General features: G+C 67.6%; 18 protein-coding genes. 5 read left to right on the top strand and 13 right to left on the bottom strand.

Annotated features, from left to right (window positions below):
* Positions 1–127: 127 nt before the first annotated feature.
* The 4 genes from AC5P68_RS14275 to AC5P68_RS14290 all read right to left on the bottom strand — a co-directional run bounded on the left by AC5P68_RS14275 (position 128) and on the right by AC5P68_RS14290 (position 4,681).
* Complete coding sequence (locus tag AC5P68_RS14275; RefSeq protein WP_288418199.1) at positions 128–1,450, bottom strand: ABC transporter permease; 1,323 nt, start codon at positions 1,448–1,450, stop codon at positions 128–130.
* 13 nt (positions 1,451–1,463) lie between these two features.
* Positions 1,464–2,621, bottom strand: a complete 1,158-nt coding sequence (locus tag AC5P68_RS14280; RefSeq protein ID WP_005407727.1) for an ABC transporter permease — start codon at positions 2,619–2,621, stop codon at positions 1,464–1,466.
* Positions 2,622–2,635: 14 nt separating this feature from the next.
* Positions 2,636–3,325 (bottom strand): ABC transporter ATP-binding protein, encoded by a 690-nt coding sequence (locus AC5P68_RS14285; protein WP_004137569.1) that lies wholly within the window; start codon positions 3,323–3,325, stop codon positions 2,636–2,638.
* 102 nt (positions 3,326–3,427) lie between these two features.
* Complete coding sequence (locus AC5P68_RS14290) at positions 3,428–4,681, bottom strand: efflux RND transporter periplasmic adaptor subunit (protein WP_288419046.1); 1,254 nt, start codon at positions 4,679–4,681, stop codon at positions 3,428–3,430.
* 202 nt (positions 4,682–4,883) lie between these two features.
* Between AC5P68_RS14290 and AC5P68_RS14295 the strand changes: the two genes are divergently transcribed.
* From AC5P68_RS14295 to AC5P68_RS14310, 4 genes are read left to right on the top strand one after another with little or no spacing between them, the layout of a single operon-like run.
* The gene (locus AC5P68_RS14295) at positions 4,884–5,780 is read left to right on the top strand and encodes an ABC transporter ATP-binding protein (RefSeq protein WP_049433628.1); all 897 of its coding nucleotides are present in this window, start codon (positions 4,884–4,886) and stop codon (positions 5,778–5,780) included.
* On the top strand, positions 5,777–6,559 hold the full coding sequence (locus AC5P68_RS14300; protein ID WP_288419045.1) for an ABC transporter permease: 783 nt from the start codon (positions 5,777–5,779) through the stop codon (positions 6,557–6,559). Before AC5P68_RS14295 ends, AC5P68_RS14300 begins: the two co-directional genes overlap by 4 nt.
* 6 nt (positions 6,560–6,565) lie before the next feature.
* A complete protein-coding gene (locus AC5P68_RS14305; protein ID WP_288419043.1) occupies positions 6,566–7,780 on the top strand; it encodes a sensor histidine kinase in 1,215 nt (404 codons plus the stop codon).
* Complete coding sequence (locus AC5P68_RS14310; RefSeq protein WP_005407733.1) at positions 7,777–8,379, top strand: response regulator transcription factor; 603 nt, start codon at positions 7,777–7,779, stop codon at positions 8,377–8,379. The genes AC5P68_RS14305 and AC5P68_RS14310 overlap by 4 nt, the downstream gene beginning before the upstream one ends.
* A gap of 625 nt (positions 8,380–9,004) precedes the next feature.
* Here AC5P68_RS14310 and AC5P68_RS14315 read toward each other — a convergent pair.
* The 9 genes from AC5P68_RS14315 to AC5P68_RS14355 form a co-directional block, all read right to left on the bottom strand.
* Entirely contained in the window at positions 9,005–9,541 is a 537-nt protein-coding gene (locus AC5P68_RS14315; RefSeq protein ID WP_288419042.1) for a cytochrome b, read from the bottom strand.
* Positions 9,538–10,641, bottom strand: coding sequence for a catalase family peroxidase (locus AC5P68_RS14320; protein WP_033833590.1), 1,104 nt, complete (start codon positions 10,639–10,641; stop codon positions 9,538–9,540). The genes AC5P68_RS14315 and AC5P68_RS14320 overlap by 4 nt, the downstream gene beginning before the upstream one ends.
* 136 nt (positions 10,642–10,777) lie before the next feature.
* Positions 10,778–12,145, bottom strand: a complete 1,368-nt coding sequence (locus AC5P68_RS14325; protein WP_033833591.1) for a leucyl aminopeptidase family protein — start codon at positions 12,143–12,145, stop codon at positions 10,778–10,780.
* A 3-nt stretch (positions 12,146–12,148) separates the two neighbouring features.
* Positions 12,149–12,868, bottom strand: a complete 720-nt coding sequence (locus AC5P68_RS14330) for an HAD family hydrolase (RefSeq protein WP_033833592.1) — start codon at positions 12,866–12,868, stop codon at positions 12,149–12,151.
* A 31-nt stretch (positions 12,869–12,899) separates the two neighbouring features.
* Positions 12,900–14,009: an AI-2E family transporter gene (locus AC5P68_RS14335; protein WP_005411982.1), complete on the bottom strand. Its 1,110-nt coding sequence runs from the start codon at positions 14,007–14,009 to the stop codon at positions 12,900–12,902.
* Positions 14,010–14,076: 67 nt separating this feature from the next.
* Complete coding sequence (locus AC5P68_RS14340) at positions 14,077–14,538, bottom strand: hypothetical protein (protein WP_005411983.1); 462 nt, start codon at positions 14,536–14,538, stop codon at positions 14,077–14,079.
* Positions 14,535–15,005: a phage holin family protein gene (locus AC5P68_RS14345; protein ID WP_033833594.1), complete on the bottom strand. Its 471-nt coding sequence runs from the start codon at positions 15,003–15,005 to the stop codon at positions 14,535–14,537. Before AC5P68_RS14345 ends, AC5P68_RS14340 begins: the two co-directional genes overlap by 4 nt.
* 8 nt (positions 15,006–15,013) lie before the next feature.
* Positions 15,014–15,379 (bottom strand): hypothetical protein, encoded by a 366-nt coding sequence (locus tag AC5P68_RS14350; RefSeq protein ID WP_004153835.1) that lies wholly within the window; start codon positions 15,377–15,379, stop codon positions 15,014–15,016.
* 101 nt (positions 15,380–15,480) lie between these two features.
* Complete coding sequence (locus AC5P68_RS14355; protein WP_012478904.1) at positions 15,481–16,914, bottom strand: Do family serine endopeptidase; 1,434 nt, start codon at positions 16,912–16,914, stop codon at positions 15,481–15,483.
* Positions 16,915–17,406: 492 nt separating this feature from the next.
* Here AC5P68_RS14355 and AC5P68_RS14360 point away from each other — a divergent pair, with 492 nt between their 5' ends.
* The gene (locus AC5P68_RS14360) at positions 17,407–18,297 is read left to right on the top strand and encodes a histone (protein ID WP_495222157.1); all 891 of its coding nucleotides are present in this window, start codon (positions 17,407–17,409) and stop codon (positions 18,295–18,297) included.
* Positions 18,298–18,357: the final 60 nt, after the last annotated feature.

Raw genomic sequence — 18,357 nt, forward strand, 5'->3', positions numbered from 1 at the left:
ATCCACGCATGGCGTGGATCTACTGGACGTTCTGGCTCACCAGCAAGCGTGGATGACGCGCAAAATAAAAGGGACGGAGTCTTCGCTCCGTCCCCTGCGTGATGCGCAGTCCACCGCTGCGTGATGCTCAGGTTTCTCGCAACGCCGTGGTGATCGGCAAACGGGCCGCGCGCAGCGCCGGGAACAGGCCGCCGACCAGGCCGATGCCCAGCGCCCATTTCAGTCCGGTCCACAGCAGTTCCGGCGACACATGGAACTTGAACACCACCGCGCTGAAGTTGCTGCCGATGGTGGACACGCTGTAGCCATTGAACAGCAGCCACGCCACCGCACACCCCAGAAGGCCACCCAGCAACGCCAGCAGCATGGTCTCCAGCATCACCGCCGTCACCACCGGCAGGCCGCGGAAGCCGATCGCGCGCATGGTGGCGATCTCGCGCGCACGGGTGGCCACGGCCGCATACATGGTGTTGAGTGCGCCGAACACTGCACCCACCGCCATGATCGTGCCGATCACCTTGCCGAGGATGTCGATCAGCTTGGTCAGCCCGCCGCCCTGCTTGCTGTAGTAGACACGGGTGGTTTCCACGTCCAGTTTCAGGCGCGGGTCGGCGGCGACCGCTGCCTTGAACTGCTCGAAGCCGGCCTTGCCATCGGTACGCACGCTGATCGACTGCCAGGCGCTGCGCTGGTAGCTGGTGGCCAGCGTATCGGCGTCGGTCCACAGCTCCGAATCGTGCGCATCGCCGGTGGCGAACACGCCGACCACGGTCCAGGTCTGGTTGCCCAGGGTCAGCGTCCTGCCCACGTCCATGTCGCGGAACTGGCCCTTGGCACCCTGGCCGACCACGATCTCGCGCAGGCCGGCTGCGAACTTGCGGCCTTCGATGATCTTGACCTTGTCATGCACGGCCCAGGCCTGCGGACCAACGCCGCGGAACTGCGCGTTGACGTCGGTGCCGTCGGACTTCGATACCAGGTTGACCACCTGCGACAGCTCCGGCGACAGCAGCGGCCGGCCTTCGCCATCGCGGCTGATGCCGGGCAGGGTGGACAACGTCGGCACCTGCTCGCGGGTGATCACCGAGTTGGTCTCGGCCTGCGAGCCGCCGCGCAGCACGATGGCGGTGGTGTCGTCGCCGGTGTTGTTGAGCGTGGCCTGGAAGCCTTCGCCCATCGCCAGCATCGCCACCAGCACGCCGACCACGCCGGCGATGCCGACCACGATCACCGAGGACGCGCCCCAGCGCTGCGGCAGGCTGGCCACGCCGATGCGGGTGGCGGCCAGCGCCAACCGTCCGCCACGGGTCAGCAGCAGCCACAGTGCCACCAGCACGGCCACGGCCAGCACGCCGAACCACGGCAGGCTGATCCACAGCACCAGGCCGATCACCAGCAGCAGCACCGTCAGGCCGTTGCCCAGCCATTTCTTGAGTTTGCTCTTGAACATGTCGGTGTCCTCCTCAGCGGCCGGCCAGTGCGTCGACGATCTTCAGGCGCTTGGCACGCAGCGCCGGCAACAACCCGACGATGATGCCGATCACCACGATCAGGCCCAGCCCCATCAGCCAGGTCGGCGTCGGTACGTGTGGCGGCAGCATGCCCATGCTCTTCGGGCCGATCGCCGGCAGGATCAGTGCGGCCAGGCCCATGCCGATCAGGCCGCCCAGGCCGATCAGCAGCACCGACTCCACCATCACCAGGGTCAGCACGGTGCTGTCCTTGAAGCCCAGCGTCTTCAGCGTGGCCAGCTCCGGCACACGTTCGCGCACCGCCTGCGCCATGGTGTTGCCGGTCAACAGCAGCAGGGTGAAGAACACCGCGCCCATGATTGAAGTGACGATCATGCCGATGTCGGCGAACTGCTTGACGAAGGCCTGCTGGAACGCCGACTCGGTCTGGGTCTTGGTCTCGTGGTCGGAGTTGGCCGAGATTGCATCAATGGCCTGCGCTACCCGCGAGGAATGATCCGGGTTGTCCAGCGTCACCGTGTACCAGCTCACCTGGTTCTTGATGTAGTCGTTGGATTCATCGAAGTACTTCCAGTTCATCATCAACTGGCGTTCTTCGTTGGCCGCCAGCGCTCGGTCCTTGGAACGGTAGATGCCCTTCAGTTCCAGCGGCCAGTCGTTGCTGCCGCCGCGCGGGAAGATCGTGGCCTGCAACGGGATGGTGTCGCCGATCTTCCAGCCGAACTGCTTGGCCAGCGATTCGCCGACGATGGCGCCGGTGCGGGTCTGCTTCCAGTCCTCCAGCTGGGCCGGATCGATCTGCAGCTCGCGGTAGACATCGAAGTAGTTGGGCGACACCGAGAAGTTCGGGAAGAAGTTCTTTGGATCCTGGTAGATGCCGCCGAACCACATGCCGTAGGCCACGTCGCGCACGCCGGCCACCTGGCGGATCTGGGTTTCCAGGCGGATCGGCAGCGACTGGGTGATCGACAGCCGCGAGGCCACCACCAGGCGGTTGGCGCCTTCCACGCTGCCGCCGGACGAGAACGCCACGCGCACCGAGTCGAGCATGCCGAACAGCAGGAACGCGGCCACCACCGACAGCAGGGTCAACAGGGTGCGCGTGCGGCTGCGGAACAGCTGCGCCCACACCAACGAGAAGTATTTCATCGCCGTGGCCTCCGTCAGTGGGCCAGCGGCGCGTCGGCCAGCTCGCCCTTGTCCAGGTGCACCGTGTGCGTGGCGTACTCGGCGGCCTTCGGGTCATGGGTGACCATGATGATGGTCTTGCCGTGTTCGCGGTTGAGCTGCTGCAGCAGGCCGAGGATCTCCTCGGCGGACTGGCGGTCGAGGTCGCCGGTGGGTTCGTCGCAGATCAGGAAGGTCGGGTCGGAAACGATCGCCCGCGCGATCGCCACGCGCTGCTGCTGGCCGCCGGACAGTTCATTGGGGCGATGGCTGCGGCGGTCGGCCAGGCCGACCAGGGTCAGCGCGATCTCGGCATTGCGCCGGCGCTGCGCGGCATTGAGATGGGTCAGCAGCAGCGGCAGCTCCACGTTCTTCTGCGCGGTCAGCATCGGCATCAGGTTGTAGAACTGGAACACGAAGCCGACGTGGTGGCTGCGCCAGGTCGACAGCTGGCCGCCGCTCATCTGGTCGATGCGTTCGCCTTCGATGCTGATCTCGCCGCCGCTGGGGTTGTCCAGGCCGCCGATCAGGTTGAGCAGGGTGGTCTTGCCCGAGCCGGACGGGCCCATCAGCGCGACGAAGTCGCCGCTGGCGATGTCCAGGTCGATGCCGTGCAGCACCTGCACTTTCTCGGGGCCACGCTGGTAGGTCTTGGTGATGTTGCGCAGTGAAACCAGGGTCGACATGGGTGGTTCTCCACGGAAGGCGGGAAACGGGGAAGCGCACCTGCGGTGGCCGCAGGCGTGCGTCGAGCGGTGCTGCCGGCGGCGCCCATGGGCGCCAGGCCGTTACTGCGCTTGTTTCTGTTGCACCTTGGCGCCATCGCGCAGGGTGTCCGGCGGGTTCACCACCACCGACTCACCCGCGCTGACGCCCTTGAGGATCTGGCGGTCCTTGCCCATCGCCTGGCCGGCCTCGACCGTGCGCTGCTGCACGCGGCTCTGGTCGCCCAGTACGAAGGTCACCGAGGCGCCCTCGCGCTGGACCACCGCGCCAGCCGGCACGCGCACGCCCTGCGGTTTGGCGTCCGCCTGCGGCTGCGCCTGCTCCAGGAAGCTGACCCGCACGCCCATCTCCGGCACGATGCGCGGGTCCTTCACCTTCAGCGCCACGCGCACCTTCACCGTGGCCTTGCCGCGGTCGGCAGTGGGGATGATGGCGATGACCTCGCCCGGAATCTTCCACTCCGGATAAGCGTTGAGCGTGGCTTCCACCGGCATCTTCGGTTGCACGCGGCCGATGAATGCCTCACCGACCTCGACTTCGATCTCCAGCGAGTCCATGTCGACGATGGTGCCGATGCCGGTACGGGTGAAACCACCGCCCGCCGACAGCGGCGAAACGATTTCGCCCGGCTGCGCGGCCTTGGCGGTGACCACGCCGGAGAACGGCGCGCGCACGATGTTGTTGTCCACGCCCAGATCGGCAATGGCCAGCTGGTCGTTGGCGACCTTGACGTTGCGCTGGGCCGTTTCCAGCTGCGCACGCAGGCTGTCACGCTGGGCCACGGCCTGGTCGTACTGCGAACGTGACACCAGTTGCTGGTCGACCAGCGCCTGCAGGCGGCTGGCTTCTGCGGCGGCCTGCTTCTGCTGTGCCTCCAGCCCGGCCACCTGACTGCGCGCGGCCTGCAACTGCGAGGCATACAGGCTGCGCTGCGCATCGGCATCGATCGGATCCAGGGTGGCCATCACCTGGCCGGCTTCGACCCGCATGCCTTCCTCGATCATCACCTCGCGCACCTTGCCGGTGATCTTGGCCGAGACCGTGGCCATGCGCCGGGCGACCACGTAGCCACTGGCATCGAGCACCGAACTGCTGGCGCTGCCCTGCTGGATGGCCACTGCGGGCGCGGTTTCCACTTCCACGGCCGGCGCGCGGCCGAGCAGGAAGGCCACGGCAGCGGCGATCAGCAGCACGACCACGATGATCGCGATCCACAGCCAACGACGGCCACCGCCATTGCTGCCACCACCGGAGGCGGGCGGCGGCGACTTGCGGTCGATACGGAGTTCCTTCAACAGCTCGGCAGAAGCGTTCATTCGTTCCATCACAGGCGTTCGGGCGGGTGTGGCCGGAAGCGCGGACGGCGGCGGTTCCGGCGGTGGAGCGTGCGGCACAGCATGAAGGCAGGCACAGCGATGACGGCAGTGACAGCTGTCATCCGATGACACTGACGGCGGCAACTGCGAAATGTGACCACGGCGGCACAGGATGGCAACGTCCCCGCTACCGGTACCGCCCATGGATCCGATCGCCCCGTCGCTGGCCCGCCTGCAGCAGGTGCAGGTGCGCTACCGCGACCATACCGCCCTGCAGGGCGTCGACCTGCAGGTCCGCGCTGGCCAGGTGCTGGCATTGCTGGGCCGCAACGGTGCCGGCAAGAGTACCGCGATCAGCGTGCTGTTGGGCCTGCGCCGCGCCGATGCCGGCCAGGTCGAGCTGCTCGGTGGCGACCCGCAGCAGCGCAGCAGCCGCCTCGGCCTGGGCGTGATGCTGCAGAGCACCAGCCTGCCGCCGATGCTGCAGGTGGACGAACTGGTGGCGCAGGCCAGCGCCTGCTATCCGGACCCGATGCCGCTGCAGGAGGTGCTGCAGCGCGCAGGCCTGCAGGCACTGGCAGGCCGTCGCTACGGTCAGCTGTCCGGTGGCCAGCAGCGCGCGGTGCAGTTCGCCATCGCGCTGTGTGGTCGCCCGCGCGTGCTGTTCCTGGACGAGCCCACCACCGGCCTGGACATCCAGGCGCGGCAGGCGATGTGGCAGGCGATCCGGCAGCTGGTGGCCGAAGGCTGCGGCGTGCTGCTGACCACCCACTATCTGGAAGAGGCCGAAGCGCTGGCGCAGCAGGTGGTGGTGCTGGAGCAGGGCCGGGTGCTGGCCGACGCACCGTTGAGCGAGCTGCGCCTGGCCGATCGGCCGCGCCGCATCCGCTGCCGCAGCGTGTTGACTGTTGAAGACGTACAGCAGTGGCCGGGCGTGCAGCAGGTGCAGCGTGATGGCGAGCACCTGCAGTTGATGGCAAGCCCGGCCGAGCCGGTGGTGGCGCGCCTGCTGGCCGCCGATGCACAGCTGCGTGAGCTGGAAGTACAGGGCGCGGCACTGGCCGACGCTTTCCTCGACATGACCCGGGAGGCCGCATGAACACGATGACCCGTACCGGCACTAAACCCGCGCCGGTATCGGCGTGGCGCCAGGCCTTGCGCCCGTACGGCGCTGAACTGGTGGCCGAGCTGCTCCGCGCCTGGCGTACACCCGCCTTCGCGGTGCCTTCGCTGCTGTTCCCGGTGCTGTTCTACCTGTTGTTCGGCGTGCTGTTGGGCCGCGGCCATGCACCGCTCTACCTGCTGGCCACCTACTGCGTGTTCGGTGCGATGGCCCCGGCCCTGTTCGGCTTCGGCGTGCAGCTGGCGCTGGACCGTGAAGGCGGCCTGCTGACCCTCAAGCGAGCGCTGCCGATGCCGGCGGCGGCACCGTTGCTGGCGCGACTGGCGATGGCCGTGATGTTCGCGTTGCTGGTAGCCGCCCTGTTGATCGGGGTGGCGCGTGCGCTGGGTGGCGTGCAGCTGCAGGCAGTGCAGATGCTGCAGCTGCTGGCGGTGGCGGGCCTGGCAGCGCTGCCGCTGGGGGCGATCGGCCTGCTGATCGGCAGTCATGTCAGTGCCAGCGCGGCGCCGGCGATGGTCAACCTGGTCTACCTGCCGCTGGCCCTGCTGTCGGGCCTGTGGCTGCCGTTGTCGGCGCTGCCCAAGGTGTTCTCGATGATGGCACCGCTGTGGCCAACCTGGCATCTGGCGCAGCTGGCGCTGCCGGTGGTCGGGCTGCCGTCGGTGGGCGGCATGGCTGGCCACCTGCTGGTGCTGCTGGCGGTCACGGTGGTGGCGCTGCTGCTGGCGCGCCGCCGCCTGCGCCGGATCGGCTGAACTGGCATGATCGGCAGCGATCATTCCCGCCTGGATTCTTCCGTGTCGTCGAGCTGGCTTGCGTCCCTGCTGCGCCCCGCGCCGGACTCGGCGGTGGCCGACCTGCTGCGGCGTGGCAAGTCGCCCTGGAGCGGTGCGATCCACCTGCTGTGGTCGGTCTGGATCTTCCTCACCCCGGTGCTCGGCAATGGCTTCACGGTGCGCTGGCTGCTGCTGACCGTGGCCAGCTATCCGCTGTTCCTGCTGCTCTATGCGAAGGTGATGCTGGCGCCACGGCACCACGCATGGCGCTATGCGCTGGGCATGATCCTGATGGCCCTGGTGCTGCTGCCGTGGTATCCGTCGGGACTGAGCTACTTCGTGTTCGGTTGCGTGATGATCCGCATGAGCAGCCGTGGCGGCTGGTGGGTGTACCTGTTGCAGCTCACCGGCCTGAACCTGTTGTTCTGCGGCGCTGCGCTCTACGTCGGTTATCCGTGGCAAGCCATGGTGTGGATGCCGGCCGTGTCGTTCATCGTCGGCCTGGTGGTGAACGTGGAGGCCTTGAGCCATCAACGGGACGTTGCCCTGCAGCTGTCCCAGGACGAGGTGCGGCGGCTGGCCACTACCGCCGAGCGCGAGCGCATCGGCCGCGATCTGCATGACCTGCTGGGCCACACGCTGTCGCTGATCACGCTGAAGCTGGAGCTGGCGCGCAAGCTGTACGACCGTGATGACGCGCGCGCGCGGCAGGAGATCGGCGAAGCCGAGGCGATCGCCCGCGAGGCGCTGGCCCAGGTGCGCAGTGCGGTGACCGGCATCCGCGCCAGCGACCTGGCTGGCGAGCTGGCCTCGGCGCGGCTGCTGCTGGAATGCCAGCAGGTACACCTGCAGTACACACCGCCGCTGCCGATGCCGGTCGACGTGGAACGTGGGCTGGCGCTGGTGCTGCGCGAGGCTGCGACCAACATCGTGCGCCACGCGCAGGCGACCCGGGTGCAGGTGGATTTCATGCTTGAGGAACGACAGTTGGTGATGCAGATACGCGATGACGGCCGCGGTGGCGTACAGGCCGAGGGCAACGGATTGTGTGGCATGCGCGAACGGGCGATGGCGCTGGGCGGCCAGTTGTCACTGCAGTCGCCGCGCGGAGAAGGCACGGTAGTGACCGTGCGCGTGCCACTGGTGGCCGCGACCACGCCGCTGTCGCCAGCGTCATTGGCACGGGATGGTGCCGCATGATCCGCATCCTGCTGGCCGAAGACCAGGCGATGGTACGCGGTGCATTGTCGGCGCTGCTGGGCCTGGAGCCGGACATCGAGGTGCTGGGCAGCGCTGCTGACGGCGAGGCGGCGTGGCGCATGCTGCAGCAGCTGCAGCCGGACATCCTGGTCACTGACATCGAAATGCCTGGCCTGTCCGGGCTGGAACTGGCCCAGCGCATCGCCCGCCACGAGTTGCCGATCAAGGTCGTGATCGTGACCACCTTCGCCCGTGCCGGCTTCCTGCGCCGCGCGCTGGAAGCGGGCGTGCTGGGCTACCTGCTGAAGGACGCACCGGCCGAGAACCTGGCCGATGCCCTGCGCAAGGTGAAACAGGGCATCCGCGCGATCGACCCACAGCTGGCACTGGATGCGTGGTCGCAGGCCGACCCGCTGACCGACCGCGAACGCCGCGTGCTGCGGCTGGCGGGCGAGGGCCGTACCGCCAGCGAGATTGCCGAGCAGCTGGGGTTGTCGCATGGCACGGTGCGCAATTACCTGTCCGAGTGCATCGGCAAGCTGGGGGTGGCCAACCGGATCGAGGCGTACCGGCTGGCGCGGCAGAAGGGATGGTTGTAGCGGCGCCCAGCTGTTCCCAATGATGTCGTTTCCGCGACCGCGGGTGGGTGTCACTTTCTTTGCGCGCAAAGAAAGTAACCAAAGAAACGCTCCGCCGGCCGCGAGCCGGCGTGCTTCGCACGCCGGTGCCCTGCGCTCCTCGGTCCGTCGAGGGACGGCGCGGGAACTCGCTGCGCTCAGACACCCGCACCTCTTCGCCCTCGCCGGACCTGCGGTGCTCGGCTCGCTCAAGGCGGACTTGAAGGGCAAGATCAACAACAAGAGCATTCACGCGCGGCGTGGATCTACGGGGTGCAGCTTTTGCCTTTGACGTCGGGTCCGCCTTTTAGCGAGCCGAGCATCGCAGGGGAATCAGGGGCGTAGAGGCGCCGATGTCTGAGCGCAGCGAGTTCGGCGCCGTCCCCTGATTCACCGAGAAGCGCAGGGCACCGGTGCGCAGCACCGGCTCGCGATCTGGCGGCGTGTTTCTTTGGTTACTTTCTTGATGGCGCACATCCATGTGCGCCACCCTACGGGCCGGCTACGCCGTTCCACGCTGCTCCTGCAGCGTGGTGCACGAGCAAAGAAAGTGACACCCACCCGCGGTCGCGGAAATGACATCACCGGGAACACCCGGCGAACCCGATCAATCCTTCCCGCGCGCCATCGCCTGGAACACGCCATCCCGCCGCACCCACAAATGGAACAGCGCCGCCCCCACATGCATCAGCACCGTGGCGAACAACACATACGCCAACAAGCTGTGCGCATTGCGCAGCGCGGCATACAACGCCGGGGTGTGCGGCACGATCGGCGGCAGGTGCAGGCCACCCCACAGCACGATCGGGTAACCGCCGGCCGACAGCATCGCCCAGCCGATCAACGGCATCGCCAGCATCAGCGCATACAGCATCCAGTGCGAGGCCTTGGCCGCCATCACCTGCCATACCGGAAGATCCGCCGGCAGCGGCGGCGGGCGGTGGCGCAGGCGGTTGTACAGGCGCAGCAGCACCAGCAGCAGGATCGCGATGCCCATTGGTCGGTGCAGGTCGATCAGCATCGGCCGCAGGTGCAGCGAGGCGACCATGGTCACGCCGATGAACAGCATGGCGATGATCATCAGCGCCATGGTCCAGTGCAGCACCCGCGCCAGCAGGTTGAAGTGGCCGTTATGGGTGTTCATCGCGCGGCCTCCTTCGGTTGCTCGACGTTGCCGCTGGCGCGCTCGCGCTCGCGGCGGTTGAAGGACTGCGAATACACCGCCGAGCGGGCCGCCAGGATCGGATCGTCACTGCCGCGCACGCCGCTGGGCAGAATCAGCGGATCGAAGTTGATCTGGCCGCACGCGCCTTTTTCCTGCGACTGCATGCGGTCCAGGCTGAGTACGCCGGCCACCACCTGATCACGCGACTCTGGCCACGGCACCGATGGATCATCGATGGCATCGCCGGGCGCGGCGGTAGTGACGACCAGGTTCCAGCGCACCGGGCCGCTGGCCAGGCGCTGCTGCAGTTCCTGGCTGAGGAAATCGACACTGGCCTGCTTGCGCGTTTCCGCATCCATCTCCACCACCGGCGCCTGCGGCTGCCAGCGCCAGCGCACCGCACGCTTCTGGCCCTGCGCGTTGGTGAACCAGAAGCTGTTGACGCTGTTGAAGGTGGTGTCGGCCCAGCTGCTGGTCCACGGCGCCGTCCTGGCCCACTGCTGGAACGCCTGTGCACTGGGGTATTTCGCCAGCACCGCGGCCATCTTCTGCGGGTCGGGCTTGCCGGTGGCCGGGTCGGGAATGGAGGCGCGCGTCTGCTCGTAGAACGCCTCGGCATCGGGCACCGCGAAGAACGGGAAGCTGTTCATCGCCATGCGCCATTCCTGGCCGTCATCGCTGACCATCTGCACCGCCAGGCTGCGTACGCGCGCGGTGTTGTCGGCGCCGTAGGGATCACCGCCGCCGATCGACAGGCGGCCCATCACCGGCACGCGGCGCTGCGAGAAAACCCGTGCACTGGACAGGGTAGGGGCCTGTGCACTGGGTTCGAACCAACCGCTCACGCAGATGCCCTTGCTGTGCGCCCGGCGGAACCCGGGATGTGCCGGGCCGGTGGCTTCGATGGTGTCGGTGAAGCGCTGCGCGGTCAGGCGGCCGCCAATCCAGCCGGCCAGCCAGGCGAAGGCCAGCGCGACCGCACCCAGGATGAGTGCGATCAGTGCGATCCAGAGCAGGGGTGAATGCTTGCGTGGCGCGCCCGGCGTCTGGCCAGCGCGGGTGTAGCGAAAGAGCGACATGGTCGGAGTCCTGCCTTCACGGAGCGTGTGGGTGGTCGACCCACACATCCTCGCAGAACCCGGCCGGGGCCGAAATTCAATTTTTCGTCAGATTTTCCGGGGACGGCGTGCCGACCAACGGTCGGCACCCACCCGATCAGCTGTAGCGCTGCTTCAGCATCGCCCACGCCGAGCGCAGCGCCAGCGCTTCGCCACCGGCCGGACGGCCCGGGCGCTCGCCGTCGTTCCAGGCATACACGTCCAGATGCGCCCAGCGCTGGCCGTCTTCCAGGAAGCGTTCCAGGTACAGCGCGGCGGTCACCGAGCCGGCCATGCGCGAACCGGCGTTGGCCAGGTCGGCGATGCCGCTGCTCAGGTAGCGCAGGTAGGGGCGCCACAGCGGCATGCGCCAGACCGGGTCGCGGGTCGCGTCACCGGCCTGCAGCCACTGCTGGGCCACCGTGTCGTCGTTGCTGAACAGTGCCGGCAGGTCGGGGCCCAGGGCGATGCGCGCGGCACCGGTGAGGGTGGCGAAGTCCAGCACCAGGTCCGGTTTCTGCTCACCGGCGAAGGTCAATGCGTCGCACAGGATCACGCGGCCCTCGGCGTCGGTGTTGTCGATCTCCACGCTCAGGCCCTTGCGGGTGGCGATGACCTCGCCCGGACGGAACGCATCGGGGCCGATCGCGTTTTCCACTGCCGGCACCAGCAGGGTCAGGCGCACCGGGAGCCCGCGCGCCATCACCAGGCCGGCCAGGGCCAGTGCGTGCGCGGCGCCGCCCATGTCCTTCTTCATGTTGCGCATGCCGTCGGCCGGCTTGATGTCCAGCCCGCCGGTATCGAAGCACACGCCCTTGCCCACCAGCACCAGTGCCGGGTCGGTTTCCCTGCCCCAGCGCAGCACGACCAGGCGCGGCGCACGATGCGAAGCGCGGCCCACGGCGTGGATGGCCGGGAAATTCTGCTTCAGCAGTTCGTCGCCGGTAATCGCCTCGACCTGCGCACCATGTGCGTCGGCCAGCGCACGCGCGGCGTCTTCCAGCTGCTGCGGGCCCATGTCTTCGGTCGGGGTGTTGACCCAGTCGCGCACGCGCAGGCTGGCGGCGATCAGGTCGGCCACTTCGCCGGTCGGCGAGGCCACCAGCTGCGCCGGTGCGCGGTTGCGCTTGCGGTAGCGGTCAAAGCGGTAGCTGCCCAGGCCCCAGCCCAGCTGCAGCAGCGCCAGTTCGGCGGCCGGCAGTTCATTGGCCAGCTGCCAGACGCTGCCTTCCGGCAGCGCGTGCGGCGCATGCGCATAGCTGTAGGCATCGGCACGATCACCCACGCCCATCACGGCACCGGCCAGGCCATCGGCGCCCGGTAGCAGTGCCACGCTGTGGGCGCCGGCGTTGAAGCCCTGCGATGCCAGCCACGCCTGCGTGGCAGCCGGCTGGCTGTCCTTCCAGGCGGTGAACTGCTCGCGGTCCAGCACGTACAACGGCAGCGCCGCAGCGGTGTCGGCGGTGAAACCAGTGATCTCGCTCATGCGTCAGGTACTCCGGGGTGCGGCGGCGTCGAGGTTGGCATCCAACCAGTCGGCCAGGCCGGTAAGGGTGTCGAACTGCAGGTCCGGCTGCAGCTGCGGATGGGTCCAGGTGGCTGCGTCGCGGTTGATCCAGCAGCCGCGCAGGCCGGCGGCAATCGCCCCGGCCACGTCCATGTCGACATGATCGCCGACGTGCAGCACCTGTGCCGGCGCCACACCCAGGCGGGTGCACGCGGCATGGAAGATGCTGGCTTCGGGCTTGGCCGCGCCGTGTTCGCGCGAACCCAGCTGGAAGGCGAAATGATGGGCCAGGCCGATCCGCTCCAGGTCGGCGTTGCCGTTGCTCAGCGCCGCCACCGGTACCCGTGCGGCAATGCGCGCCAGCGCGTCGATCGCATCGGGATAGCACTCCACCTGGTTGCGCGCGGCGTAGAACACTTCATACGCAGGCTCCAGCAGATCGAGGCTGGCACCGCTGGTGCGCAGTGCTTCGTGCAGGGTCAGCCGGCGCAGCGCACTCAGGTCGTGGTGGAGGTGCGGATGGGCGTGGTACAGCCGCTCGCGCAGTTCGCGCATCGCCTCCACCGGATACATCGCGGCGGTAGCGGGGCTGTGTTCGCACATCCAGGCGTGCAGGACCTGTTCGATGCGGGCGCCGATCGGAGCGAACGGCCACAGCGTGTCGTCAAGGTCGAGGGTGATGGCTTGGACGGGGAAATTCACCCCGCCATTCTACCCCTGCCCGCGCGGGCTTTCATTCCAGCAGGCGTGCCCAGCCCTGCATGCCGTCCAAGCGTGCCAGCACCAGCTTGATGCACACCAGCAGCGGCACCGCCAGCAGCAGCCCGATCATGCCCCAGGCCCAGCCGAACACCATCAGCGCCAGGATCAGCACCAGCGGCGACAGCTTCATCCGACGACCCAGCACGATCGGGGTCACCATCTGCCCTTCCAGTGTGTGCAGGCCCAGGTAGGCGGCCGCTGGCAGCAGGGCCTGCAGCGGGTCGCGGAACTCGACGAAGCCCATCAACAGCATCAGCGCCACGCCGATCAACGGACCCACATACGGCGCAAAATTCAGCAGCGCGGCCACCGTGCCCCACAGCAGCGCTTCCTGCAGGCCGATACCGAGCAGCATCAGCACGCCGGCGAACACCAGCCCGACCAGAGTGTTGATGACGCTGATGGTCAGCACGTAACGCGAGACCTCGCGTTCGATCGAACGCAGGATGTCCGTGGTGAAGCGCTGCTGCTGGCGGTTGGGGAACAGGGCGATCGCCGCGCGCTGCAGGCTCTGCCCGTAGATCATGAAGAACAGCGTCAGCAGCACCACGGCCAACACCGAGGCAGCCAGCCGCGGCGCACGGGTCAGCATGCGGTAGGGGTCGTCCAGCTGGGTACGGATCACCTGCACCTTGTGGTTGCTGTCACCGCCGGCCACACGGGCGAAGTTTTCCGCCGCTTGGTTGGCCTGCTGCACCGGCTTGGTCAGGTCCTGCACCTGGCGGGCGACCTTGCGCAGCTGCTGTGGGGCTTCCTGCGCCCATTCCATTGCCGGGCCGATCAGCTGCACGGCGAGCGAACCGGTCACGCCCAGGCCCGCACCGAGGATCAACAGTGCGCCCAGCGCGCGCGGAATCCACAGCTTCTGCAGCAGGCGCAGGATCGGGTTGCCGACCAGGGCGAAGAACATCGCCAGCAGCACCGGCAGGATGATGTCCTGCGCGGCCCACAGCGTGTAGCCCACCGCCAGGGTCGCCAGCACCACCAGCGACATCGGCCCGCGCGGGCGCGACGGTGGTGGCAGCGCTGCCTCTGGCTCGTCGGGGCCGGCCGGTGGCGGGGACAGGAGGGACTCGCTCATCGACGCATCAACCGGAAAGGGGAGCGCATTATCCGCCGGCCGCGATCGGCGCGGCGGATTCCATGGATCAACGTTCGGACAGCTCGGTGGCCGCTTCGGCCGGACGTGGTCCGCGCAGGTCCGGTTCTGGCTCCGGCACGGAGCGTGGTGCCGGTGCCGGCCGTGCTCCGGCAGCGGAGGCCGCTGCCTGTGCCTGCTCGCTGGCATCGTCGGCTTCTTCGGCCGCATCGTCGGCGGTGGCCGCAGCCTGCGCCGCCATCGCCGTGGCGAACGCCGCCTGCGCACTGGCGAACAGGTTCGAGACCGAACCGACCATCTGCAGCCAGCGGGCACCGTTGACCTTGCCCGGTACCTCCAGCTTGCCGGCGATGAAGCCACCGGCAAGGCCGACCACTACGATGCGCAACGGCGACCAGCCCTGTCGCCACACCTGGCCGAGGGTGGACCAGTGGTCCTGTGTCTCGCCCAGACGCACGGTCACCACCTGTTCGCAGCGCTTTACCCGCCGCTGCAGCGCGCCGAACTTCATGGCTTGCCCTCGGGCAGCTGCACGCCGGCATCAGGGTCGTTTTCGCTGGGTTCGTCAAACAGGCCCAGGCGTGACAGCTGACGCCGGGTGGCGTGCATGCCGGTGTGGTGGAAGAAGTAGGACACCCGCCAGATCGCATAGCCGGTGACGGCCAGGCTCAGCAGCGAGGTGATCAGCAGGGCCTGCAGCCAACTCAGGCCCCAGCTCTGTAGCAGCGCGATGAGGGTGGCGGCCATCAGCAGCCACGCCGATGCACCAAACACGATCGCCACGCCGGCCCAGGCCAGCGCACGACCGAATGCGCTGCGCGCCAGTGCGAAGTCGGCCGAGGCCAGCCGGCGCAGTGAACGCAGCGTGTGCTTGGCCGAATCGGCAGCGGCACGACCGGCAGCGCCGACCTGGCGGATGCTCTCATCCAGCGGCGGGGTGGCCGCCGGATCAGGCGCTTGCGTGTTGTCTTCGCTCACGCTGCGGCTTACTTGTCGCTGCTGCCGCGGGCCAGCTTGGCGATGATCCAGCCGGCTGCGAAAGCGACGCCGAACGAGGCCAGCGGACGTTCGCGGATCAGTTCGGCGGCGCTGTCGATCAGGTCCTTGCCCTTGTCCATCAGCGCATCGACCTGTTCCTTGGCGGCGGCACCGCCGAACTCGGCGGCGGCCAGGCCGGACAGTGCACTGTCGGACAATTCAGCCTTGACGTTGGCCTTGCCGATGCGAAGCTCGTCGGTCGCTGCACCGGTTGCACCCTTGATCGCACCGCCGGCGGCCGTAGCGGCCTGCTTCAGGTGGGAACCGGCTTCACCCAGGTGTTCCTTCAGGTTCTCGGTATTGGTGGGGCTCATCGAATCACTCCTGTTGCGATGGGGGAACGGGAGTCGGCGGTGCCGACCTGGACTGACAGCAATAGCATTGCCGGGGTATAGGGGGTGTTACGGCAGGGCGATCAGCGCATCACGAGCTGGCCCTGCTGCTGGCCATTGTTGCGCAGCACGCGCAGCACCAGCGTCGGCGGGCGCTGCTGGAAGTTGGCGCGCCAGCTGGCCAGGTCGGCGAATTCACCGACGGTGGCATCGGTGATGATGTCGCCCTGCTGCAGGCCGTTGCTGGCGGCGCGGCTGCCGCGCTTGACCTCGCTGACCAGCACGCCGCTGGCGCCCGACTGGCGCAGCGACTCGGGCAGGTCGACGAAGGTGGCCCCGCCCAGGCGCGGGTCCAGGCTGTCGCCGGTGACCGCGCGTGCCTGTTCCTTCAGCGTCGCCTTGATCTGCAGCGGCTTGCCTTCGCGGCGTACGTCCAGCGTCATCGGGCTGCCGACCGCCGCCAGGCCTTCCACGTTGTGCAGGGCTTCGGCGCTGTCCACGCGCTGGCCATTGGCCGACACCACCACGTCGCCCGGCTTCAGGCCGGCGGCGGCGGCCGCCGAACCGGCCAGCACGCGGGTGATCAGCGCACCGCGGGTTTCGCCCAGGCCCAGGCCCTGCGCGATCTGCGCGGTCAGGTTCTGGCTTTCCACGCCCAGCGTGCCGCGCACCACCACGCCGTGCTTGACCAGCTGGTCGACCACGCTGCGCGCCAGGTTCGAGGGAATCGCCAGGCCCAGGCCGATGTTGCCGGCCATGCTGCCCTGCGGGTTGAAGCTGGCAGTGTTGATGCCGACCAGCTGGCCCTGCAGGTCGACCAGCGCGCCACCCGAGTTGCCCGGGTTGATCGACGCGTCGGTCTGGATGAAGTTCTGGTAGCCCAGCCCGCGGATGCCGCTGCGGCCCACTGCCGAGACGATGCCCGAAGTGACCGTCTGGCTGAAGCCGAACGGATTGCCGATGGCCACCACGAAGTCGCCCACCCGCAACTGGTCGCTGTTGCCGAGCTTGATGTCGGTCAGGTTCTGCGCCGGAATGCGGATCAGCGCGATGTCGGTATCGCGGTCCGAGCCGAGGAATTCGGCCTTGACCGTGCGCCCGTCGGCCAGTGTCACCTGTACGTCATCGGCGTTGTCGATGACATGGTGGTTGGTCAGCACCAGGCCCTCCCTGGCGTCGATGATCACGCCCGACCCCAGCGATTCGTTGATGCGTTCCTGCGGGATGTCCGGGAACAGGCGGCGGAAGAACGGGTCGTTGAAGAAGGGATTGCGTACGCGCACCACCTGCTTGGTGTTGACGCTGACCACGGCCGGCATCGCCTTCTCCAGCATCGGTGCCAGTGACGGAACCTGCTGCCCGGCCACTGCGGCTGGCAGTGCCGCCATGGTCGGCACCACCGCTGGAAGCGGAGCGGCATCGGCACGGTTGTCCAGGTGGGCGTTGATGCCGGTGGCAACGAAGCCACCGAAGGCGGCGGCGATTGCGAGCGTGAGCAGGGTAGGTAGCGGTCGCATGGGAGTCGGTTTGCTGGCGGGAATGGGGGCGGTTCGGCTCTACGGTAAAACAAGCTGAATGAGTGTGTCGCGATCTGGATAAATGCGCCATGAAAACCGCGCGTCGGGAGCGCGGATCGCGACGACCGGCGCTGGGCCGGTGACGACAGCGGAGGCGGCGCCCGGCTGTGTGCGGACGTCAGCCGCAGGTCGCGCGGATACAGGACGATACTTGCGCAGTTCTGCGCATCCCGGTGCCGCGACGCGCCATATTGCATGCCTTCCGCGGCATCCGGGCGGGTGCACACAACCAAGGCCTGTCACGACGCGGATCATGCGGCGCAGCACTGAAAAAAAAGGGGTTTCCTGTAAACACGGTGTGCCTGCAGGGATGGTCGACTACACCATCGCCGTCGCAGCAGATGCGATTGGTGGCGCATGCCCCGTTCCACGATCGTCAATGTCGGTATAGCATCGCCCCGTTTTGATACTTAAGGCCCCCAGGAGGGCAACATGAGCAACGGTAATGGTGTGTCGGTCGTGACCGACGCTGTCGAGAACGTCAAAGAAACCGCCACCAACGTTGGCGAGACCATCGCCCACGCTGCCGAAGACGCAGTGAAGTCGGTCAAGAAGACCGTCAAGCGCGCCACCAAGGCTGCCGGTACCCGCGTTGCCAAGGCCAAGAAGGCCGTGGCCAAGGTCGAGAAGACCGTTGCCAAGAAGGCCGAAAAGGCTGCCAAGTCGGTCGGCAAGACTGTTGCCAACGCCAAGAAGAAGCTGGAAGCGGCCAAGAAGAACGCCAAGGCCGAAGCCGCTGCCCTGAAGAAGGAAGTGGCCAAGAAGAAGGCCGCTGCAGGCAAGGCTGTGACCAAGAAGGCCGCCGCTGCCAAGAAGACCACCAAGGCCGCCACCAAGACTGCCGGCAAGAAGGTCGCCACCGTGAAGAAGGCTGCCACCAAGAAGGCCGCCGTCGCCAAGAAGACCGTTGCCAAGAAGACCGTTGCCAAGAAGACCGTTGCCAAGAAGACCGCGGCCGCCAAGAAGGTGGTCGGCAAGAAGGTCGCCACCGCCAAGAAGGCTGTGGCCAAGAAGACCGTCGCCACCAAGAAGGTCGCTGGCAAGAAGGCCGTGGCTGCGAAGAAGGTTGTCGGCAAGAAGGTTGCCGCCACCAGGAAGGTCGCCACCAAGAAGACCGCTGCCGCCAAGAAGGTTGTCGGCAAGAAGGCTGCTGTGGCCAAGAAGGCCGTCGGCAAGAAGACCGCCGTTGCCAAGAAGGCAGCTGGCAAGAAGGTTGCCGCCACCCGCAAGACGGTTGCCAAGAAGGCTGCCCCGCTGAAGAAGGTCGCTGCCAAGAAGGCTCCGGCCAAGAAGGCCGTGCGCAAGGCCGCCAAGCGCAAGTAATCGCGCCGTGACCGAAGGCCCTGCCACCCACCGGGTGGTGGGGCCTTTCGCGTTTCCGGG

This window comes from Stenotrophomonas sp. YJH_SMC_58 (assembly GCF_059369635.1).